At 71.6% G+C, this 22,050-nt stretch carries 14 protein-coding genes and 5 pseudogenes; 6 read left to right on the plus strand and 13 right to left on the minus strand.

Annotated features, from left to right (window positions below; translation table 11 throughout):
* Window positions 1-44 precede the first annotated feature (44 nt).
* Complete coding sequence (locus tag BJF86_RS13450) at window positions 45-896, plus strand: hypothetical protein (protein ID WP_075819690.1); 852 nt, start codon at window positions 45-47, stop codon at window positions 894-896.
* Here the strand turns inward: BJF86_RS13450 and BJF86_RS13455 are convergent.
* Together BJF86_RS13455 and BJF86_RS13460 are read right to left on the minus strand one after the other, a co-directional pair.
* Complete coding sequence (locus BJF86_RS13455) at window positions 877-2,871, minus strand: ABC transporter ATP-binding protein (protein ID WP_075819692.1); 1,995 nt, start codon at window positions 2,869-2,871, stop codon at window positions 877-879. The two genes, BJF86_RS13450 and BJF86_RS13455, sit on opposite strands and share 20 nt — an antisense overlap.
* Window positions 2,868-4,600 (minus strand): annotated as a pseudogene (locus BJF86_RS13460) (ABC transporter ATP-binding protein). The gene BJF86_RS13455 and the pseudogene BJF86_RS13460 overlap by 4 nt, the downstream one beginning before the upstream one ends.
* A gap of 233 nt (window positions 4,601-4,833) precedes the next feature.
* Between BJF86_RS13460 and BJF86_RS19610 the strand changes: the two are divergent.
* The 3 genes and pseudogenes from BJF86_RS19610 to BJF86_RS19870 all read left to right on the plus strand — a co-directional run.
* Window positions 4,834-7,785 carry a S8 family serine peptidase gene (locus BJF86_RS19610; protein WP_143553847.1) on the plus strand — a complete coding sequence of 984 codons (2,952 nt, stop codon included), beginning with the start codon at window positions 4,834-4,836 and terminating at the stop codon, window positions 7,783-7,785.
* Window positions 7,752-8,018: pseudogene (locus BJF86_RS19865) on the plus strand (cell wall-binding repeat-containing protein); the annotation flags it as partial. The gene BJF86_RS19610 and the pseudogene BJF86_RS19865, both read left to right, overlap by 34 nt.
* Window positions 8,019-8,361: 343 nt before the next feature.
* Window positions 8,362-8,415 (plus strand): annotated as a pseudogene (locus BJF86_RS19870) (hypothetical protein); the annotation flags it as partial.
* A 166-nt stretch (window positions 8,416-8,581) separates the two neighbouring features.
* Here BJF86_RS19870 and BJF86_RS13480 read toward each other — a convergent pair.
* The 6 genes and pseudogenes from BJF86_RS13480 to BJF86_RS13505 all read right to left on the minus strand — a co-directional run bounded on the left by BJF86_RS13480 (window position 8,582) and on the right by BJF86_RS13505 (window position 14,699).
* Entirely contained in the window at window positions 8,582-9,586 is a 1,005-nt protein-coding gene (locus BJF86_RS13480) for an ArsA family ATPase (protein ID WP_075819700.1), read from the minus strand.
* 13 nt (window positions 9,587-9,599) lie between these two features.
* The gene (locus tag BJF86_RS13485; protein ID WP_075819702.1) at window positions 9,600-9,875 is read right to left on the minus strand and encodes a cory-CC-star protein; all 276 of its coding nucleotides are present in this window, start codon (window positions 9,873-9,875) and stop codon (window positions 9,600-9,602) included.
* A 34-nt stretch (window positions 9,876-9,909) separates the two neighbouring features.
* Window positions 9,910-11,654: pseudogene (locus BJF86_RS13490) on the minus strand (carbon starvation protein A).
* A gap of 134 nt (window positions 11,655-11,788) precedes the next feature.
* Window positions 11,789-12,574: a DUF4097 family beta strand repeat-containing protein gene (locus tag BJF86_RS13495; protein ID WP_075819704.1), complete on the minus strand. Its 786-nt coding sequence runs from the start codon at window positions 12,572-12,574 to the stop codon at window positions 11,789-11,791.
* On the minus strand, window positions 12,571-13,230 hold the full coding sequence (locus BJF86_RS13500) for a response regulator transcription factor (RefSeq protein WP_075819907.1): 660 nt from the start codon (window positions 13,228-13,230) through the stop codon (window positions 12,571-12,573). Before BJF86_RS13500 ends, BJF86_RS13495 begins: the two co-directional genes overlap by 4 nt.
* 32 nt (window positions 13,231-13,262) lie before the next feature.
* Window positions 13,263-14,699: a sensor histidine kinase gene (locus BJF86_RS13505; protein WP_083653108.1), complete on the minus strand. Its 1,437-nt coding sequence runs from the start codon at window positions 14,697-14,699 to the stop codon at window positions 13,263-13,265.
* 449 nt (window positions 14,700-15,148) lie between these two features.
* Here BJF86_RS13505 and BJF86_RS13510 point away from each other — a divergent pair, with 449 nt between their 5' ends.
* Entirely contained in the window at window positions 15,149-16,687 is a 1,539-nt protein-coding gene (locus BJF86_RS13510) for an ATP-dependent DNA ligase (protein ID WP_075819706.1), read from the plus strand.
* 60 nt (window positions 16,688-16,747) lie between these two features.
* Here the strand turns inward: BJF86_RS13510 and BJF86_RS13515 are convergent, their stop codons facing one another.
* The 5 genes from BJF86_RS13515 to BJF86_RS13535 all read right to left on the minus strand — a co-directional run bounded on the left by BJF86_RS13515 (window position 16,748) and on the right by BJF86_RS13535 (window position 20,411).
* Complete coding sequence (locus BJF86_RS13515; protein WP_143553848.1) at window positions 16,748-17,182, minus strand: hypothetical protein; 435 nt, start codon at window positions 17,180-17,182, stop codon at window positions 16,748-16,750.
* A 151-nt stretch (window positions 17,183-17,333) separates the two neighbouring features.
* Window positions 17,334-17,762 carry a hypothetical protein gene (locus BJF86_RS13520; RefSeq protein WP_075811634.1) on the minus strand — a complete coding sequence of 143 codons (429 nt, stop codon included), beginning with the start codon at window positions 17,760-17,762 and terminating at the stop codon, window positions 17,334-17,336.
* A 113-nt stretch (window positions 17,763-17,875) separates the two neighbouring features.
* Entirely contained in the window at window positions 17,876-18,118 is a 243-nt protein-coding gene (locus BJF86_RS13525) for a hypothetical protein (protein WP_143553849.1), read from the minus strand.
* A complete protein-coding gene (locus BJF86_RS13530; RefSeq protein WP_075819712.1) occupies window positions 18,115-20,151 on the minus strand; it encodes an alpha/beta hydrolase in 2,037 nt (678 codons plus the stop codon). Before BJF86_RS13530 ends, BJF86_RS13525 begins: the two co-directional genes overlap by 4 nt.
* A complete protein-coding gene (locus tag BJF86_RS13535) occupies window positions 20,148-20,411 on the minus strand; it encodes a hypothetical protein (RefSeq protein ID WP_075819714.1) in 264 nt (87 codons plus the stop codon). Before BJF86_RS13535 ends, BJF86_RS13530 begins: the two co-directional genes overlap by 4 nt.
* A gap of 90 nt (window positions 20,412-20,501) precedes the next feature.
* On the opposite strand from BJF86_RS13535, the pseudogene BJF86_RS13540 reads away from it, so the two are divergent.
* A pseudogene (locus tag BJF86_RS13540) lies at window positions 20,502-22,024 on the plus strand (long-chain-fatty-acid--CoA ligase).
* The last annotated feature ends 26 nt before the right edge of the window (window positions 22,025-22,050 follow it).

The following is a 22,050-nucleotide window of genomic DNA, read 5'->3' on the forward strand; positions in this document are numbered from 1 at the left end:
GAGTGGGGCAAGGGCACGGATCATCGACGAGAGGGAGCACCATCATGTCCAGGCACCGCCACATCACCACGCTCGCGCTCTCCGGCCTCCTGGTCGGCGGCCTGACCGCCTGCGGTGGTGGGGACGAGCCGGCCGCCACCGAGACGGAGTCGGCGCAGGAGAGCAGCGCGCAGGAGACCGGGTCCTCGGAGGAGGAGTCCGCCACCGAGGAGACGACGCAGGAGAGCTCGCAGGAGGAGACGAGCGAGGAGTCCGGCGGCGAGGCCTCCGGCGTGCCGCCGCTGGAGGAGCTGTGGCCGACCGTCATCGACAACGCCAACTCGGCCGAGTCGATGACGACGACCATCGCGGGCTCCGACGGGGAGATGACGATCGACGCCACCCTCACCGGGCAGCTCGACGACTCCAACTTCCAGGTGGAGGCCACCATCGACGGCGGCGAGGTGTCGATCATCGCCGTGGAGGAGACCTACTACCTCAACGGTGACGAGTCCTTCTGGACGATGGCCGGTGGTGAGGCCCAGGCGGGCACCCTGGCCGGGCAGTGGATCGAGGCACCGCCGGAGATGGGAATCGGTGACAGCTTCTCGCTGTCGACCCTGTGGGAGGAGTTCTTCGGGGAGGTCCCGACGGACGCCAACGACCTGCAGACCTCGACCGCCGAGATGGGCGAGGTCGACGGGATGGAGGCCTACCACTACGTCGTCGAGAACGACGAGGCCGAGATCTGGGTGTCCGCCGACGGGGAGGACAACCTGCTCCGCGTCGTCATCGCCGAGGGCGCCGAAGCCGGCGACGACCTCGAGATGAACATCCGCGACTGGAACGACGCGCCGCAGGTCGAGGCCCCGCAGGACGCGGTCCCGATCGAGGAGCTCATGGGCTCGCAGGGCTGACGTCCAGGTCCTCACCCGCCACCGCGGCCCCGCTGAACTGGGCCGCGTGCAGCCGGGCGTAGGGCCCGCCCGCGTCCACCAGCTCCTCATGGGTGCCCTGCTCCACGATCTGGCCCGACTCCATCACGAGGATGAGGTCGGCGTCACGGATCGTCGAGAGCCGGTGCGCGATGACGAAGCTGGTGCGGCGCGCTCGTAGCCGCGCCATGGCCTCCTGGATGAGCAGCTCGGTGCGGGTGTCGACCGAGCTGGTGGCCTCGTCGAGGATGAGCAGCGAGGGCTGGGAGAGGACGGCCCGCGCGATGGTGATGAGCTGCTTCTCGCCGACCGACACGGCTGCGGCGTCGTCGTTGAGCACGGTGTCGTAACCGTCGGGCAGGTGCTGCACGAAGCGGTCGACGAAGGCCGCCTCGGCAGCCGCGCGGATCTCTTCCTCCTTCGCCCCCGGTCGGCCGTAGGCGATGTTGTCGCGGATGCTGCCCTCGAAGAGCCAGGTGTCCTGGAGGACCATCCCGACCCGGGAGCGCAGGTCGGCCCGCGTCATGGTCGTGATGTCCTGCCCGTCGAGGGTGATGCGTCCGGCGTCCAGCTCGTAGAAGCGCAGCACCAGGTTGACCAGCGTGGTCTTGCCCGCGCCGGTGGGTCCCACGATGGCCACGGTCTGCCCCGGCTCGGCGACGAGCGACAGGTCCTCGATGAGCGGCTCCGACCCGTAGGAGAAGCTCACGTCCTCGAAGGCGATGCGCCCACCGCGGTCCTGCGGAGGGGATGCCGGGTCGGGGGTCTCGGGCACCTGTCGCTGCGCGTCGAGGAGCTCGAAGGTGCGCTCCGCCGAGGCCACGCCGGACTGGAGCAGGTTGGCCATCGAGGCCACCTGGGTCACCGGCTGGGTGAACTGGCGGGAGTACTGGATGAAGGCCTGCACGCTGCCGAGCGAGAGGGTCCCCGAGGTGACCCGGAGCGCACCGACGACGGCCACCAGGACGTAGCCGAGGTTGCCGATGAGGAACATGGCCGGCATGATCACGCCGCTCATGAACTGCGCCCGCCAGGTCACGTCGTAGAGCTGGTCGTTGATCTCCCGCGCCCGGCCGGTGACCTGCTCGCGTCGACCGAAGACCGTCACCAGCTCGTGCCCGGTGAACGCCTCCTCGATCTGCCCGTTGAGCGTGCCGGTGTGCGCCCACTGGGCCTTGAACAGCTTCTGGCTCTGCCGGGCGATCAGGACGGTGACCACGACCGACAGCGGGATCGTCAGGACCGCGATGAGGGTGAGCGTCGGGGAGACCCACAGCATCATGGCGAGGATGGCCACCACCGTCACCAGGGCGTTGAGCAGCTGCCCGAAGGTCTGCTGCAGCGTCTGCTGGAGGTTGTCCAGGTCGTTGGTGACGCGGGAGAGGATCTCGCCCCGGGGCTGCGCGTCGAAGTAGGCCAGGGGGAGCTCGTGCAGCTGCTCCTCGGCGTCGGCGCGCAGATCCCGCACGGTCCGCATCGAGATCCGGTTGACCAACCGGGTCGAGATCCACATGAGGAGGGCGGAGGTGAGGTAGAGCGCGACCACCACCGCGACCGTGCGACCCACCGCGCCGAAGTCGATGCCCTGCCCCGGCACGAGGAACGGCGTCCCCTCGACCAGGTCCGCCCGGGTGTCCTGCCCGTCGGCACGCAGCCCGGCCACCACCTCCGCCACGTCCGCCCCGGCCGGGAGCCGGGCGCCGAGGAAGCCGGCGAAGACGTAGTCGGTCGCCCGTCCGAGCACGCGCGGCCCCAGGACGCTGAGGACGACGGCGACGAGCGTGAGCAGGACGGACAGCCCGATGAGCACGCGGTAGGGCGCGAGCCGGCCCGCCAGCCGTCGGGCTGACGCGGCGAAGTCGCTGGCACGCTCGACGGGCACGGCCGCCCCGTGCGGGCCACCAGGGCCACGACGCGGCGCGGGGGCGCTGCCGCGGTCGGCGGAGCGCGCGGTCATGCGGCCGCTCCCTGCTCCTGCGAGCGGGCGATCTCCGCGTAGGTCGAGCAGCTCCCGAGGAGCTCGGTATGTGTGCCCACGCCGACGATCCGACCCTGGTCGAGCACGACGATCTGGTCGGCGTCGACGATCGTCGAGACGCGCTGGGCCACGACGACGACCGTCGCCTCGCGGGTCCACGGTCGCAGCGCCTGCCGCAACCTGGCGTCGGTCGCGACGTCCAGGGCCGAGAAGGAGTCGTCGAAGAGGTAGACACGGGGCCTGGCGACGAGCGCCCGGGCGATGCAGAGCCGCTGCCGCTGCCCGCCGGAGACGTTGCCGCCTCCTTGGGCGATGGGGTGGTCCAGCCCCAGCTCGGTCGCCGCGACGAAGTCGTCGGCCTGGGCCACCCGGAGGGCGTCCCACAGCTCGGCGTCGGTGGCCTCGGGCCGACCGAAGCGCAGGTTGCTGGCCACGGTGCCGGAGAAGAGGTAGGGCCGCTGCGGGACGAGCCCGACCATCGACCACAGCTCCTCGGGCGCCAGGTCCCGGACGTCGATGCCGTCGATGAGGACGACGCCGCCGCTGACGTCCGCGAGCCGCGGCACGAGCCGCAGCAGCGTCGTCTTGCCCGAGCCGGTCGCTCCCACGATCGCCGTGGTGGTGCCGGGACGGGCGACGAGGTCGATGTCGCACAGCACCGGCGCCTCCGCACCCGGGTAGGAGTAGCTGACGTCCCGCAGCGTGACCTCGCCGCGGACCCCGCCGCCGGGGCTGCGCGGCTCGGTCGGGGAGACCAGGCTGGTGGCGGTGCCGAGCACGGCCTCGATGCGCTCGGCCGACACGGTGGCGCGCGGGATCATCGTCGCGACCATCGTCGCCATCATGATGGACATGAGGATCTGGATGAGATAGCTGATGTAGGCGGTCAGTGCCCCCACCTCCATGGCGCCGGCCTCCACCCGCTGGGCGCCGAACCAGATCACGCCGACGCTGGACAGGTTCATCACCAGCATGACGAAGGGGAACATCAGCGCCATGAGGTCGCCCAGCTGCAGCCCGATGCCCGTCAGCTCGGCGTTGGTGCGGGCGAAACGGTCCCGCTCCTGCGGCTCCCGGGTGAAGGCGCGGATCACGCGTATACCGGTGATCTGCTCGCGCATCACCCGGTTCACCGCGTCGAGCTGACGTTGGTTGGCGCGGAACAGCGGCACCATCCGGGCGATGACCAGGCCCATGCCGAGGAGCAGGATCGCGACCGCCACGGCGATGAGCGGGGACAGGCCGACGTCCTGCCGGATCGCCATGACCACCCCACCGACGGCGGTGATCGGCGCTGCCACGAGCATGACCAGGGTCATGAAGGTCACCTGCTGCACCTGCTGCACGTCGTTGGTGCTCCGGGTGATGAGTGACGGGGCCCCGAACTCGCCGAGCTCGCGGGAGGAGAAGCCCAGGACGTGCTCGACCAGCCCGGCCCGGACGTCCCGACCGACACCCATGGCGGTCCGGGCGGCGGCCCACGTGGCCCCGATCTGGGCCACGGCCTGGACCGCGCTGACGCCGAGCATGAGGCTCCGACGCGCCAGATGTAGGGCAGGTCCGTCTGCACGATCCCCTGGTCGATGATGGCGGCGTTGAGGCTCGGCAGGTAGAGGCTGGCCGCCGTGGCGACGAGCTGCAGGAGCAGGACGGCGACGACTAGCCGAGCGTAGGGACGCAGCTGTCGTCGCAGGAGTCGAAGGAGCACCACCTGATTGTGCACCCTGGCGCGGCGTGATCCTCCCGCCGAGGCGTCACGAGCCATGGTAAAGAACGTCAGCGCAGGTCAAGCGCAGTTTACGTGGGGTCGGGTAACCCGACTCCGTGACCCGATCGTGATCCGATCGTGACGTCGACCCGGGCGCGCGCGGCGGGGCGGCCCGTAGGGTCGAAGGCGGCCCACGTGCCCCGTGCGGCCGAAATCATCGAAGGAGATCATTCGTGAGCAGTGCCAGGCCTGGGGGATCTCCCCGCCGCGCTCTCTCCGCGATCGCCGTCCTGTCGCTGACCGGTGCCGTGCTGGCGCCGCTGTCGGCGGCGGCGGACGACGACGCATTCGTCGCACCGGGTTCCCCGGCGCCGGAGAGCAAGATCCAGGACGACGGAGTCACCGGCGCAGAGCTGGTGCCCGACTCCTACTTCGTCCAGCTCGCTGGACCCAGCACGAGCGCCGGCGGTTCGCTGGCCTCGATCGAGTCCCAGCGCGACCGCTTCCTCGCGGACGTGGACGCCACCGGCGTGGAGCTGGAGGTGCGCTCGGAGTTCGGCACCCTGTGGAACGGCCTGTCGGTCAAGGCCGACGAGGAGTCGCTGCTCGATCTGGCCGCCTCCGACGCGGTCGAGGCGATCTTTCCGGTCGGGGTCATCGACGCCCCCGAGCGGCCGGAGGACACCCAGATCGACCCCGAGCTGTTCACCGCCATCTCGATGACCGGCGCCGACATCGTGCAGAGCGAGCTCGGCTACGACGGCACTGGCGTCAAGGTCGGCATCATCGACACCGGCATCGACTACGACCACCCTGACTTCGGCGGCAACGGCAGCCCCGGGAGCACCACCTTCCCGACTGAGCGGGTCGCCTTCGGTCACGACTTCGTCGGCGACGACTACAACGCCGACCCCGGCGCTGGCGACGCCTACCAGCCCAAGCCGTTCCCGGATGCGGACCCTGACGACTGCCAGGGCCACGGCACCCACGTCGCCGGCATCACCGGTGCCGACGGCGAGGTGACCGGTGTCGCCCCCGGTGTGACGCTGGGCGCCTACCGCGTCTTCGGTTGTGACGGCTCGACCGACGCCGACATCATGCTGCACGCGATGGAGCAGACGCTCACCGACGAGATGGACGTCGTCAACCTGTCCATCGGCTCGGCCTTCTCCGCGTGGAAGGAGTACCCGACCGCCCAGGCCACCGACGCGCTCGCCCGCGAGGGTGTCGTCGTCGTCGCCTCCATCGGCAACTCCGGTGCCAGCGGCCTGCACTCGATCGGCGCCCCCGGCGTCGGCGAGGACACCATCGGTGTCGGCTCGGTGGACAACACGTCCTACGAGGCCAACTTCTTCCTCGACGAGGAGGACAACGAGGTCCCCTACACCGTCGGCTCGCCGGCCCCCGAGCCGCCGACCTCCGGTGAGGACACCGTCGTGGCCGTCCACGCGCCCGGCACGACCGAGGCCCAGGCCTGCGGCACCGACCCCTTCAGCGCGGAGGAGCAGGCCGTCATCGAGGGCAACTGGGTGATGATCCAGCGCGGCAGCTGCAGCTTCTACGAGAAGGCGCTCAACGGCCAGGAGGCCGGCGCGACCGGTGTCATGCTCTACAACAACGTCGGTGGCAGCATCAACCCCAGCCTCGCCGGTGAGGAAGACATCGAGGTCCCCGTCGTGATGGTGACCCAGGCCGACGGTGAGCGGCTGGCCGCCGACGCTCTCGCGACCGAGGGCCACGTCGTCACCTGGACCGAGGGCTCGACCTCGGTGCCGAACCCGACCGGTGGGCTCATCAGCTCGTTCAGCTCCATCGGCACGATGGCGGACACCACCGTCAAGCCGGACCTGTCCGCCCCGGGTGGCCAGATCTACTCCACCTACCCGCTGGAGGCCCAGCCCTACGCCACCCTGTCCGGCACCTCGATGGCGTCCCCCCACGTCGCGGGGGCGGCTGCCCTCATGCTCGAGGCCGACCCGGACCTCGGCGTCGAGGAGGTCAAGCGCAAGCTGCAGAACAGCTCTCTGCAGCTGCCGCTCAGCGTCGCGCCGACCGCCGGCCTGGAGCTCGTGCACCGGCAGGGCGCCGGCATGATCCAGGTCGACGACTCGATCCTCGCCCAGGCGACGATCGAGCCCGGTCTGGTCCAGCTGGGCCAGCAGCTCGCCGGCGAGACCAGCACCCAGACGGTGACGCTGACCAACACCAGCGACGCCGAGCAGGTCTACGCGGTGGAGCACACCCCGGCCGTGGCGACCTCCGGCACGGCGAACGACTTCGGCTACTACCTGGCCCCGTCCGACGTCGCCGTCGCGCCGAGCGTGGTGGTGCCCGCAGGCGCCAGCGTGGAGGTCCCCGTGACCATCACGTCGCCGTCGATCGACGGCGAGATGGGTCCGATCTTCGGCGGCTACGTCACCTTCAGCACCGGTGAGGGCGAGGAGGCCGACAGCTACTCGGTCGCCTACGGCGGTCACGCGGCCGACCTGCAGGAGACCGAGGTGCTCGCCGACATGGTCGACGCGGAGGGCAACGTCACCCAGGAGCTGCCGGCCCTGGGCGCGATCGCCCAGTGCGGCCTCTACCTCGGCTACCAGTGCGTCGAGGACGGTGGCACCTACGGCTTCGTCGACGAGGGCTACACCTTCTCCATGGAGCAGGACGACGCCCCGCAGTTCCTCGTGCACTTCGAGCACCAGGCGCGGCGCATGGAGTGGGAGGTCTTCGCGGCCGAGGACGACGGAAGCAAGGGTGAGTCCCTGGGCACCGTCGCCGAGCTCGACTACCTCGCCCGGTCCGCCAGCCGGAACGGCTTCACGGCATACCCGTGGGACGGCATGATGATCGACGAGAACGGCGCCAAGGTCCGGGTGCCGGACGGCGACTACATCCTCGAGCTGACGGTCACGAAGGCCTCGGCGTGGAACGACGACCGCGAGGCGCAGACCGAGACGTGGGACAGCCCCGTCTTCGGGATCGCCTTCGAGGGCTCCGACTACGGCAACGAGGACCGTCCGGGCGTCGAGCGCACGCTGGGTCAGGACCGGTACTCCACCGCCTCCGAGCTGGCGGTCGAGGCCTTCCCCCAGGCTCCGAGACGGTCTACGTCGCCAGCGGTCGCGCCTTCCCTGACGCGCTCGCCGGCGGTGCCCTGGCAGGCTCGGTCGAGGCGCCGGTCCTGCTGACACGCCCGGACGAGCTGCCCCCTGCGACGCGGATGGCGTTGCAGCAGCTCGACCCGGACAGCATCGTCGTCCTCGGTGGCGACGGCGCGGTCGAGGACGGCGTGGTGAGCGCGCTGGGCGAGTATGCCGACACCGAGCGGCTCGCCGGGGCGAACCGCTACGAGACCGCGGTCCAGGTCAGTCAGTCGCACGCGGAGGACGCCGACATCGTCTTCCTCGCCAGCGGCAAGGACTACCCGGACGCGCTCGCGGCGGCCGCCGCGGCCGGCATGGAGGACGCGGCGGTGCTGCTGACGCGCCCCGACCTGCTGCCGAGCGCGACGTCCGCGGAGCTGTCCCGCCTGTCGCCGGAGACGGTCTACGTCATCGGTGGCGACGGTGCGGTGTCCGACGAGGTCGCGACGGCGGCTGGCGCCAGCGCCGGTGAGGTCGTCCGTCTCGGCGGCACCAACCGCTACGGCACCGCGGCCTCGGTCGCGGCAGAGTTCTTCCCGACCCCGGGCCCGGCGCCTTCCTGGCGCCGGCGCGGAGTTCCCGGACGCCCTCGCGGCGGCCCCGGTGGCGGCGATGAACAACATGGCGGTGCTGCTCACCCGGACCGATGCCCTGCCCGGTGACACGGTGGACGCGATGACGCAGATGCGGGCCCAGCTCGTGCACATCGTCGGCGGCTACGGCGCGGTCAGCCTCGGGATCCAGGAGACCCTCGAGGAGGTCGTCTACCCGTGAGGCCCCTGGCCTGACGGACCATCGACGAGGCCCCCGGCGCGCATCGCGTGCCGGGGGCCTCTCGCATCTAGCCGAGGTCCCGCGCGACCCGCAGCAGCGCCTGCTCCCCGACGAGCTCCCCCGGGAGCAGCGGCACCTCGACGAGGGGCAGGCCGGGCAGCTCCGAGCGCACCTGGTCGACGTAGCGCTGCTCCACCTCACGACGATCGGCCAGCAGCGGACCGGCGTCGGCGGGGGAGCGCTTGTTGACGACCAGGGCACCGACGGCCATACCGGCGCGGGCGAGCTGCCCGTGCAGGTCCACGGACTCCAGGACCGGCAGCCGCTCGGCCGCGAGCACGATGACGAAGGAGCTGCGGGTGTCGTCCTGCAGCAGCGCGCGCAGCGCGGTGAACCGGCCCTGCCGGCGGTCCAGGATCTGCCGGATCTCGGCGTCACGCCGTCCCCGTCGGTCGACCGGCGCCGAGTTGCCCACCACGTCCGCGGCAGCCCGGTCGCCGACGTCGCGCGACCCACGTGACTGCAGGCCCCGCAGGGCCTCCCCGAAGCGGGCCGAGCGCTGCTGCCGACGCACCAGCCCGCCGGTCCACGCCTGCATGAGCTCGGGCAGCGCGACGAGGCGGGAGGTGTGGCCCGAGGGGGCGGTGTCGAAGATCACGAGCTCGTCCGGGTGGCGCTGCTCCACCACCTCGGCGATGCGCTCCAGCACGGCGGCCTCGTGCGTGCCCGGCGCGTCCCGGGCGAGCTCCAGGTGACGTCGGACCTCACCCTGAAGGTGCTCGGGCATGAGTCGCTCCATCGTCGAGCGGACCGCCGCGAGGTGCTCGTCGGTGGTGCGTGCCGGGTCGATCTCGAGGCCGCGCAGCAGCGGCGCCAGCTCGGTGGGCTCGTCCCCGACGCGACGCTCCCACAGGTGGCCGAGGTTGTGCGCCGGGTCGGTGGACACCAGGAGCACCTGACGGCCCGCCCGGGCCAGCGCCAGAGCGAGCGCCGAGGCGACGGCGGTCTTGCCGACACCACCCTTGCCACCGACGAAGAGAACCTCGCGGCTCGCGGCCAGCCGGCTCAGCACCGCGGGTCCGTCCTCAGCAGCACGAGACGTGCTCCAGCGGGCTGCGGTCCAGGCCCATCCGCCGGTGCCAGTCGTGCACCTGGTCGTAGACGACCGGCAGCAGCTCGACGGTGTAGTAGCTCGCCGGGTTGGGGACGCCGAGCGCCTCGGCCATGACGATGACCATGAAGAGGTCGTCCTCGTCGCGCCGGGCCCGCGCGAAGGTCCGGGCATACGGGCCGACGAGGATGTCGCGCGCGACCCCGGCTGCGGCGCGCAGCCGCCGACCCGGGGCCGAGGTGTCGCTCATCGATCCAGGGTATGCCTGCTCGTCCTCGGCGTCCTCAGTCCCGACGGTGCTCGGGGGCGTCGTCCGCCGGCGCGGACCGGCCGGTGACCTCGGCGGCGGAGAGCTCGGCGAGCTCCGCGTCGTCGTCGCCGCGGTAGTCCTTGGCCTTGCGCATCGCGCCGATCGCCTCGACGAGGACCCACAGGGCAGCCACGAGGATGACGACGTCGAGCCCGAGCAGCAACCAGTTCTGCGCCTCCCAGAAGGTGCCGAGCTGGATGAAGAGCGCGTAGATCGTCATGAGCCCGACGAAGGCGAGGGGGATCAGCGCGGGCAGCGGCGTCCGTCCCCGGCGCAGCAGCATGATGGCGATGATCGACAGCGTGAGCGCGGCCATGAGCTGGTTGGTCGTGCCGAAGAGCGGCCAGATGAGCATGCCGCCCGAACCGTCGGCGCCGGCGCCGAAGGTGAGCGCCAGGCGATGCCGACGGCGATGACGGTGGCGACCAGCTTGCCCAGGCGCACCCCCGCGATCTCGCCGATCTCCTGCACCACGAAGCGCTGCAGCCGGACCCCGGTGTCCATGGTCGTGGCGGCGAAGAGGATCGCGGTGGTCGCCATGACCGTCGCGGCGAGCGAGGTGGGCAGGCCCAGCCCGGCGTTGACGATGGCGCCACCACCCTCGACGAAGGCGGCGACCCCGCCGTCATTGAAGGCCTGGTAGACGCCCTCCCAGTCGGCGAGCGTCCGGAAGCCGGCCGTGGTGGCGATGATCGCGCCGAGCGCGAGCAGCCCCTCCCCGACAGCACCGAAGTATCCGACGAAACGGGCGTCACTCTCCTTGTCCAGCTGCTTGGAGCTGGTGCCCGAGCTGACCATGCCGTGGAAGCCGGAGATCGCGCCGCACGCGATGGTGACGAAGAGCAGCGGCACCAGCGACGGGGTGCCCTCGGGCACGTCCTGGTTGACGGCCGGGGCCACGATCCCGGGGCGGGCCAGCAGCACCGAGCCGTAGAGGATGCCCAGGGCGATGAACAGCTGCAGGCCGTTGATGTAGTCACGCGGCTGGAGCAGGACCCACACCGGCAGCATCGAGGCGATGCCGGCATACACGAAGAGCAGGATGATCCACACCGCCATGGTGGGCAGCCCCAGTACCGTCTCGGGGAGCGCCAGCGGGACCTGGTCGCCGATCCAGATGAGGGTGTAGAGCGCGACCACGCCGACGACGGAGACGACCGGCAGGCTCCACCGCAGGCGGTAGATCGCCTGGCCCACGAGGAGGGCCACCAGCAGCGCGCCCCAGGTCGGGATGACGGCGGTGGGGGTGGAGATGAGGAGCCTGGCGATGACCACCGCGAAGGCGGCGTTGACCATGAGCAGGAGCAGGAAGATGACGACGAGGAAGAGGTTGCGGCCCCGCGCACCGATGTAGCGGCCGGACAGCGCACCGATCGACTGGCCCTTGTTGCGGACCGAGGCCCACAGCGCGCCGAGGTCGTGCATCCCGGCGAAGAAGACGGTACCGATGGTCACCCAGAGGAAGGCAGGCAGCCAGCCCCAGATGACCGCGACCGCCGGGCCCACGATCGGGGCCGCGCCCGCGACCGAGGTGAAGTGGTGGCCCCACAGGACGTACCTGTTGGTCGGGACGTAGTCGACCCCGTCCTCGAGCTCGTGCGCCGGGGTGGCGCGCGAGTCGTCCAGGGCGTAGATCTTGCTCGCCAGGAAGCGTGAGTAGAGGAAGTAGCCCGCGAGGATCATCGCGACCCCGACGAGGGCGAGCACGAGTGAGTTCATGACGGTCTCCGTTGACGGTGAGCCCTGGGCAGGGTGGTGACGACGCTGAGCCTAGCCTCCCCGCGCCAGCCCCAACAGCCCCATGCGTCACGTGTTGCGCTTCCGAGCACCCGGGTACGGGCGATCCCGCCCGATCAGCCGGAGCTCGCCGACTCCGGGGTGAGGACCTCGATGCTGCCCATCGTCGTCTCGAGGTCCACGACGTAGGGGGAGTCGCTGGCGCGGTCGACCGTGACCCGGGGGTCGGCGCCCATGTCGGTGCTCGTGGTCACGGCGTAGGACACCTCTCCGGGCAGGGTCACCGTGACATCGCCCATGGTGCTGGTCACCCGGACGAGCTCCGGCGGCTCGCCGAGGCCCTCGATCGTGACGTCCCCCATCGTGGAGTCCAGCTCGACCCGGGACGGCTCGCCGTTGATCGTCATGTCTCCGCCGGTGCCGCTCGCCGACACGGCGCCGGTGGTGGTGACGTCGATGTCGCCGAAGCCGCCGGTCACCTCGACGTCGGTGCCGGGCGGGATGGTGACCGAGAAGCCGGCCGCGCACTGCCCCAGGTTGCCGCCGCTGCACGGAGCCTGCACCACGACCGACCCGTCGTCCGGGGAGTCCCGGAGCAGGCCGAGCTCGGGCTTGGCGAGGGACCAGTGGAGGTCGGCCTCGACCCGGGCTTGCTCGCCCTCGCGCGCCTCCCGCACGTCGACGTCACCGCGGGGCGACTGGATGATCACGCGGTCTAGGCCGTGCGGCAGGGTCAGCGCAGCGGTGTCGGACTGACGGAGCATGCTCGGCACCGAGCTGACCGTCGCGCCCCCGACCAGCACGGCGGTGACGACGCCGCCCACGACCCGCAGGCCGGTGTAGCCGCCGCGGCTGGTGCGGATCCCTCGTGCCGACGTGCGGGCCGGCTGCTGCCCGGTCATCCCGCGTGCTCCCCGTGCTCGAGCCACTGGAGCACGGCGAGCACGCGGCGGTGGTCGTCGTCGGTCGGCGGGAGGTCGAGCTTGCCGAAGATCGAGGAGACGTTCTTCTCCACCGCGCCCTCGCCGATGAACAGCTCGCGGCTGATCGCGCTGTTGGTGCGGCCCTGCGCCATGAGCCGCATGACGTCGCGCTCGCGCGCGGTGAGCCGCTCCAACGGGTCGATGTTGCGGGCGCGGGACATCAGCTGGGAGACGACCTCCGGGTCGAGCGCGGTGCCGCCGGCGGCCACGGTGTGCAGGGCGGCGACGAAGTCGCTGGTGTCGGCGACCCGGTCCTTGAGCAGGTAGCCCACCCCGCGCGGGCGACCGGCCAGCAGCTCGGTGGCGTAGCGCTCCTCGACGTACTGGCTCAGCATGACGACGGCCACGTCGGGCAGCTCGGAGCGCACCTCCAGCGCCGCCATGAGGCCCTCGGCGGTGAAGGTCGGGGGCATCCGCACGTCGACGACCACGAGGTCGGGCCGGTGCTCGCGGACGGCGGTGAGGAAGCTCGTCGCGTCCGGGCAGGCGTCGACGACCTCGAAGCCGGTGGCGGTCAGCAGGCGCACGATGCCGTCGCGCAGGAGCACCGAGTCCTCGGCGAGGACGACCCGCAGGGGGGTGTCGGAGGCGCGCTCGGTACTGGTGCTCATCGGGTGGTCCTCTCGCGCAGGGGGAGGGTGATGGCGACCGTGGTGCCGGAGCCCACGGGCGAGTGCACGTGGAGCTGCCCGTCCACCGCGCCGACGCGTTGCCGCAGACCGGTGAGGCCGCTGCCGCCGCCGACGACGGCGCCGCCGTCCCCATCATCGGTCACGGTGATGGCCAGCAGGTCGCCGGTGAGGCCGCGGGCGGTGCCCAGCTCGACGGTGGCCCGGTCCGCCCGCGCGTGCTTGGCGATGTTGGTCAGGGCCTCCGAGACCGAGAAGTAGGCGATGGCCTCGACCGTCGGGTCGAGCCGACCGGGCGGCAGCCGGCTGCTGACCGTGACCGGCACCGGGCTCCGGGCCGCCAGGGCCGACACGGCGGCGTCCAGCCCGCGGTCGGTGAGGATCGGCGGCACGATGCCGCGTGCGACCTGCCGCATCTCGGTGATGGCGTCCTTGCTGGAGGAGTGCGCCTCGTCGAGCAGCTCGCGCACCCGTCGGGCCGCTTCCGGGTCGGCGCCGTCGCTGTCGCGGTCCAGCGCGTCCCGGGCCAGACCCAGGCTCATGGCGATGGAGACCAGGCGCTGCTGGGGCCCGTCGTGCAGGTCGCGCTCGATCCGCCGTCGCTCCGCCTCGACCGAGTCGAGGGTGTCCTCACGGGTGGTCGTCAGGGTGTCGACGCGCTCGCTCATCTCGCGCAGCCGCGCCTGCGCGTCCTCGCCGATGAGCCAGCGGGCCAGCACGACGTCGACGCTGGCCAGGCCCCGCGCGATCCACGGCATACCCAGGACGAGCGCGACCCCGATGAGCCAGGCCACCGTCATCTCCAGGGTCGAGCCGACCCGGAGCAGGCCCATGATCGAGACGCCGTCGCCGAGCCACGCCCACAGCGGCATCGTCGCCAGGAGCACCCCGTTGACGAGGAGCACGAGCCCCAGTGAGCTGGAGATGAGCCCCCACAGACCGTGCAGCCCGGCCCACCCGAGGGCCCGGAGCCGGGCCTCGTCCAGGCCGAGCACGCGGCGCCAGGCGGGGGCGGTCGACGGGCCCCGCTCGCCGATGTCGACCCCCAGGAAGGCGGCGATGCGGTGCCGCTCCAGCCGGGACAGGGCGAACGAGCCCCAGAGCGCGGGGACGAGGATGAGCACCCCGGCGCCCATGCCGAGGAGCGCGGCGAAGCCGCCGATGGCGACGCCGGCCAGGGTGAGGGCGAAGACCGCGGTGAACAGGCCGGTGACGACGTAGCAGATGGTCCACCAGGCCTCGAGCAACCAGCCGACCGGTCCGCCCTCTCGGGCGCGGGGGAGCACGGGCGCCGTGGCCGGCGTGTCCTCGACGGGTGCGACCCTCGGATCGTCCCCCGGGCTGCGCACGAGGCGGGCCATGCCGACCGGCTCGAGGTCCGGGGGCCCGTCCGGGTGGGCGGTGTCTGCGCTCATACCACCCCAACGTAGTCAGGACGCGGAGCGTCGGGGAGGGTGTGCTCCCCCGATCCGGTGGGGGGTTAGCCCCCGTGCCAGCGCGGACACTGCATCTCGGACGTGGCTCGGCGGTGGTGGCGTGAGGGGAATGAGGGAGGGCGCGTCGGTCCCGTGACAGCCGACGCGCCCTCCTCGACGGACACATCACCCACCCCGACGGTCTGGGACCGGGGCGGACGCGCAGGGGGTGAAGCCCGCGTCCGGTCCACATCGTCGTGGACGTGTCCGGCCGATCGCAGCAGGTGCGTCACCAGAGCAACGCCCCACGTCGATCGACATCACCCACGCTAGGCCCGGATCGGCAAAGGGTGGGTATAAGCCGGGTAAGGAGTTGGTCAAATCTCGGCGGGCCGCGGGCCGGGCTGCCGACCGCGACGTCTGTCACCGGTGTGCGTCAGACTGCCGGTATGCAGCTGGCCCGGGTGACCGAGACGTCCGCGGCGGTGGCGGCGACGCGGTCGCGCACCGCGAAGACCGCCCTGCTCGCCGAGGCCCTGGCCGAGGCAGCCCAGGGCGGTGACGAGCGCGAGGTCGAGGTCGTGGCGGACTACCTCGCCGGGACCCTCCCGCAGCGCACCGTCGGGGTGGGGTGGCGCAGCCTGCGCGACCGGCCCGCGCCGGCGGACGAGGCAACGCTGTCCGTGCTGGAGGTGGACGATGCGCTGAGCGAGCTCAAGGCGCTGTCCGGAGCCGGGTCGACCGCGGCCCGGGCGACCGCGCTGGCCGACCTGCTCGGTCGGGCCACCGCACAGCAGCAGCAGTGGCTCGTCGGGCTCCTCACCGGGGAGCTGCGCCAGGGTGCCGGCGACGGGGTGCTGCTCCCGGCCGTCGCGCAGGCCGCCGACGTGCCGGAGCCGCTGGTGCGGCGGGCGGTCATGCTCGCCGGCTTCCCCGGGCCCGTGGCGCGGGCCGCGCTGGCCGGTGGCGCGGCTGCGCTGGAGCAGGTGCGGCTCGAGGTGGGTCGACCGCTGCGGCCCATGCTCGCCGGCTCCGAGCCGGACATCGCCTCCGCGGTGGACGGCTCGCGCGAGGTGGCGCTCGACCTCAAGCTCGACGGCATCCGGCTGCAGGCACATCTCGACCGGGAGGGCGAGCGCGGCGACCGCGGCGCGACCGTCCGGCTGTTCACCCGGAGCCTGGAGGAGATCACCGACCGGCTGCCCGAGGTCGTCGCGGCGATCGAGGCGCTCCCGGCCCGCTCGGCGGTGCTGGACGGCGAGGTGATCGCGCTCGACGCCGAGGGTCGACCTGAGCCGTTCCAGGTCACCGGGGCCCGCACCGCCTCCCGCACCGACCCGGCCGAGCTCGCGCGCACGACCCCGGTGACGACCTACCTCTTCGACCTGCTGCACCTCGACGGCCGGGACCTCGTCGACGAGCCGGCGCACGAGCGCTGGGCGGCGCTGGCCGATCTCGCCCCCGACCTCGTGGTGGAGCGGCTGAGCACCAGCGACGTCGGCGCGGTGCAGGACTTCTTCGACCGGGTGGTGGCGCAGGGGCACGAGGGCGTCGTGGTCAAGGACCCCCAGGCGTCCTACGCGGCGGGGCGCCGGGGCGCGGGCTGGGTCAAGGTCAAGCCGAGGCGCACCGCCGACCTGGTCGTCACCGGGGTCGAGTGGGGCAGCGGCCGGCGGGAGGGCTGGTTGTCCAACATCCACCTGGCGGCGCGCGGCGCCGACGGCGAGCTCGTCATGGTGGGCAAGACCTTCAAGGGCATGACCGACGAGCTGCTGGCCTGGCAGACCGAGCGGTTCCTGGGGCTGGAGACCTCGCGCGAGGGGCACGTGGTGCACGTCCGGCCCGAGCAGGTCGTCGAGATCGCCTACGACGCGGTGCAGACGTCGCGACGCTATCCCGGTGGCGTCGCGCTGCGCTTCGCCCGGGTGCTGCGCTACCGCGACGACAAGCCGGTCGAGGAGATCGACACGGTGGACTCGTTGCGCTGACCACCGCCGGCGGGCGCCGCAAGTGGTCGCTCGTGCCCCGCCGAGCATGACCAGGGTGGCTCAGGAGACCCGCCGTCCCTGGTCGTCGAAGCAGGGAGACTCCACATCCAGGATGACGCGGGCGTCGAGCTGGGGTGCCACGGTGACCGTGAACCCGTCGTCGTTGCGGTGGTAGGTCACTGGGCTCGACTCGGGGGCGGGGTTGTCGATGCGTTCCCAGCCGTTGTCGTCCAGCCAGGCGCGCACGAGCTCTGCCTGCTCGGCCTCCAGCTCGGGGTTCTCCCCTGCTGAGACACGCAGCCGAGCTGTCTCGGCCCAAGCCGAGATGTTGGACTTCGTGTCGAGGGTGCAGGCCCTGAGACCACCCGGCGCCATCTGCTCCTCGAGCTTCGGTTTGTCCGGCAGGTCGAACTGGTCCCACAGGTCCTGCAGGATCTCCCGCACGCGGGGCTGCTGCTCCCCCGCCGCTGCCTCGTCGGCGCGGGCCGTCACCACGGCGCCACCGGGGGTGGTGATGCGGGTATCGTCCTCGGCCAGCAGCGAACAGCCACCGAGAGCGGTCAGCGCCAGTGCACCAACCTGCGCGGCACCCCGGTGTGACCGACAGGTGGATGGATTCTCGTGCATCGCGACCACTCAGGCAGCGTCATCCCACCTGACGACCCTGTTCGTCGAAGCAGGGCGACTGCACGTCCACCTGCACACGGGCATCTCCCCACGGAGTGAGAGTGACGGTGAACCCTTCGGCGTTCCGGTGGTAGCTCACCAGGTCTCCCTCAGGTGCGGGGTTGTCGAGTTCCTCCCACCCATTCTCCTCCAACCAGTCGCGTGCGAGCTGAGCCTGCCGCGCCTCGAGTGCCGGGTCCTTGACCTCAGATACCCGAAGTCGTGCTGTCTCAGCCCATGACGTGCTGTCGGAAGACGCAGTGAAGAGACAAGCGCGGAGGCCACCTGGATCCTTGTGCTCGTCGAGGCCGGGCTTGTTCGGCAGGTCGAACTGGTCCCACAAAGCCTGCAGGATCTCCCGCACCGGGGGTTGCTGCGCGCGTGCGGCATCCTCGGCGGTTCCGCTCATGGTGGTTCCTTCTGTCGTGGGGGCTGGCGAGGAGGTGGAGGGATCGTCGCCGCGATCGACCGCACACCCCGTGAGCATGGTTGCCACGAGGGCCAACCCGGTGCCCGCCCGCCTCACGTCGAGCCGCCACCGCTGCCGATGCTCCCGTCGAGGGGGCCCGGGACCATGATCTCGGGCTGGCTTTGCTCCCACGGAGACTCCAGATCGTCGATGGGCACTGGGTCGGTGCCAGGGTAGCCGGGGTCGTCGTAGAGGTTGTCCGGGTTGATCCAGTCTCCGTCCTCGCGGTAGGGGATGACCTCACCCCCAGTCATCACCCCGACGAGGTTGGTCCAGGAATCTGTGGAGGGGGTCACGACCCAAGTGTGGGCGTCCGCCCCTTCGAGCCGGTCACCGACCTCGATCCCCTCCGGTAGTAGGAGCGTGGGAGGGGCTCGAGCCACCGTCCCGTCTCCAGACGGGTGAACTGGTCGGTGTCGATCGGGTCGTTGCCGTGCCCCCAGTCCTCCGGCAGGCCCACCCACCAGCGGACGTTCTCGGACTCCTGCGCAAGGCGGACGGTGTCGCCCGGGGCGGTCATGGTGAACCGCTGCACGTCGCGGGCCTCATCGTCCCAGGTGTGCGCCGGGTAAGACTCAGGGGTGCTCGGCTTCGCGCCCCGCGGGGCGAGCGGCCAGGGCAGAGGGCGGTGCAGCCCCAGCCCCGATCCCGAGGGCGCGATGAGGAGAGTGCGGTCGACGTCCATGCCGTAGACGTCGGCGAAGCCGACGATGCCACCCCCCGCCGAGTGGCCCACCGCTGTGACCGCCCGCTCGGGCATGCCTAGCCCTTCCACGAAGCGGAGCAGCGCCTGACCACCATCCTCGGAGTAGCGCGTCTGCGTCGCGTCAGAGGCCACGGAGTTGGGCAGGTCGATGCCCATCCAGGTGATGGTGCTCGTCCCACGTCGTGCGACCTTCGCCATGTTATCGCGGTACTTGGCGATGTTGGCCATGTCCGTCGTCGTTCCCGGTACGAAGATCCCGACGTTCTCGGTGTCGAACTCGCCGTGCCACTCGGCATACCGTCCGTCCCCCCGTGGATCGAAGAGGAGGATCGCGCGGTGGTCGCCGGACAGCACGAGCCCAGAGTCGTCCGTGACGTCGGAGAAACGCAGCTCGGGAACCGGCGCGAGGAGGTTGTTATAGAACGCCCGCCGCTTCCGGGACCGCTCCACCTCTTGGTCCCGCAGCCGGAAGTCGTGGAGCAGCCTCTGCGCCTTGTCGTGCATGAGGCCGTCCACGATCTTCTCGGCGACCCAGTCCGGGTACCACCCTGGCACGGTCTGCAGCACGTCCTCGCGGGTGGCGGCGTTGTCCGGCATCGCCTGCAGGATCGCCAGCCGCTGCTGCTCGAGGTCGATCGCGCTCTCGACGAGCAACCGGTTGGCGGCCGCTCGGTGCTCCACCGGTATGCCGTCGAGGCTGCCGATCAGGGTCGGGTAGAGCAGCCGCATGCGCTGCTGCTCCTGCGGGGTGAGCCCGGCCCAGTAGTCGCGGATGTCCGCGATCGCGCGGGGGTCGGTCACCTGACCGTTCTCGAGCTCACCGATGGCGTTCCAGAGCCCGGAGAGCACGGCGTCGTCGGCGTTGCGCGGCTCGTAGTCCGTGGCGAGCGCCGCCATCACGTGCGGGTTGCGCTGCAGGAAGCCGGCCAGCCGCTCCTGGTCGAGCTCGTCCAGCAGGGCGCGCACGGCGTTGGGGTCCTCCGCCTGCGCGATCCGGGCGAGCAGGGCCTCGTCGGCGCGCGTGTTGGCCAGGCCGTGATCCCGGAAGACCTGCCACGCCCCCTCGGGTGCCTGCGACCGGGTGAAGCTGGCGGTGGAGGAGCCGGGCTGCAGACCGGCCAGCGAGGACCGGACCTGCGCGAGGGTGTCCCGACAGCCCCGGTCGGCGGTGCGCAGCATCTCCTTCGGGTGCTCGGTGCGGTCACGCAGGGCGTCCTCCCGACGTCGCACCTCGGCCCAGTCGATGACGCTCACGTCCTCGCCCACGTCGCCACGCACCTCGGTGCGTGGCCGGTCGGCGTGGAGGGCGTCCCAGTCCCGCTGGATGTCGCGCAGCGTCGGCGTGTGCTGGTCCAGCGCGCCGGCCAGGCCGTCCAGGGCGTCACCGGCGGCACGCAGGTCCTCCTGCATGATCCGCAGCCCGTCCTGCGCCGGGTCGGCCGCCTCGTCGGCGCGGTCGGTGATCTGGCCCTCCCACCCGAGCGCCGCAGCCGCCTCGCCGAGCGTGCGGCGCAGGCCGGCGCGCTCGTCGTCGACGACGTCGGCCGCATCGCGCAGGCCCCGTGCGGCGGTCCGGACGGGACCGTCGTCGCTGACCATCCAGTCGGGGATGTCGAGGCTCATCGCTCACCCGTGGCGTCGCCGGTGTTGTCGGCCAAGGTCGTCATGCCCTCGGCCAGCGTCCCGAGCTCCCGTGCGGCGTCCGACAACCGCAGGCGCCCGGTGCTCTGCAGGTCGGCGAGCACCCCGGCCGTGGACGACCCGCGCAGCTGACCCGTGAGGTCGGCGACGGCGACGGAGCCGGCGGCGCCGTCCAGCGCGTCGCCGCCCTCGCTCAAGTCCTCCGCGGCCGCCTTCGTGGCGGCGATGTCGATCTGTGGCACGGTCCTCCCTCCCGCGGCGGCCAGCCTAGCGGGGGGTGCCGACCTTTGGCAGGATCGGGGCACGCATACCGCTCGCAGGGAGGGTCACCGATGACCAGCGCCAATCTCGCCCATAACCTCGCCGCCACGGCGCAGGCCCACCCCGACGCGCGGGCGGTGATCCTCGACGACACGGTCCTCACGTATGCCGACGTCGAGGAGTCCGTCGGGCGGCTGGCGGGATGGTTGCGGGCGCAGAGCGTGGGCGAGGGTGACCGGGTGGCGCTGATGCTGCCCAACGTCCCCGCCTTCCCGATCCTCTACTACGCGACGCTCCGGCTCGGCGGGGTCGTGGTGCCGATGAACCCGCTCTTCAAGAAGCGGGAGATCCAGTTCTACCTCGAGGACTCCGGTGCAGCGCTGCTCGCGGCCATGCCGGGCGAGGACGCCACCGCGGCGACCGAGGCGACGGGGACCCGGTTGCTCACCGTCGGCCCCGAGGGGCTGAGCCCCTACGTGGACGGCGAGGAGGCGGTGGATCCGGTGGAGCAGATCGTCCCCCGCGACGGCGGCGACACCGCCGTGATCCTCTACACCTCCGGCACCACGGGGCGTCCCAAGGGCGCCGAGCTCACGTGCGACAACCTCCAGACCAACCAGCTCGCGACCACCGAGACGCTCATCCACCTCGACGGTGACGACGTCGTCATGGGCTGCCTGCCGCTCTTCCACGTCTTCGGCATGACCTGCGGCATGAACACCGCCTTCCACGCCGGCGCGGCGCTGACGATGCTCCCGCGCTTCGACCCGGCCAAGCACTGGAGGTCATCGCCCGGGACAAGGTCACCGTCTTCGAGGGCGTCCCGACGATGTACGGCGCGATGCTCGCCGCCGCGGCCGCCGCCGACACGGCCCCGGACCTCACGACGCTGCGCACCGCGATCTCCGGCGGCGCCAGCCTGCCGCTGGAGGTGATGAAGAAGTTCGAGGAGACCTTCGACGCCACCATCCTCGAGGGGTACGGCCTGTCCGAGACCTCACCGGTCGCCTCCTTCAACCACCCGGACCGCGAGCGCAAGGCGGGCTCGATCGGTATACCGATCCGTGGGGTGGAGATGAAGCTCGCCGGGCCGGACGGGGCGGACGTCGACTCGCGCGATTCTGACGACCCCGACGCGGTGGGGGAGATCTGCATCCGTGGCGAGAACATCATGAAGGGCTACTGGAACCGGCCGGACGCCACGGCCGAGGCCATCGACGCCGACGGCTGGTTCCACTCCGGCGACCTCGCCCGCGTCGACGAGGACGGCTTCTTCTTCATCGTCGACCGCAAGAAGGACATGATCATCCGCGGCGGGCTCAACATCTACCCGCGCGAGATCGAGGAGCTGCTCTACGAGCACCCGGCGGTCGCCGAGGCAGCGGTCATCGGCGTCCCGCACGAGGAGCTCGGTGAGGAGGTCGCCGCCTACGTCGTGCTGGCGCCGGACGCCGAGGCCACCGAGGCCGAGCTGATCGAGCACGTCAAGAGCCAGGTGGCGCCCTACAAGTACCCCCGCACGGTCACGACGATCGAGGAGCTGCCCAAGGGCGCGACCGGCAAGATCCTCAAGCGAGAGCTGCGCGACGCCTGACGCCGGCTCCGCGGCTCTCCCGCGGC

The sequence above is a fragment of the Serinicoccus sp. CNJ-927 genome (assembly GCF_001942435.1).
Lineage (GTDB): Bacteria > Actinomycetota > Actinomycetes > Actinomycetales > Dermatophilaceae > Ornithinicoccus > Ornithinicoccus marinus.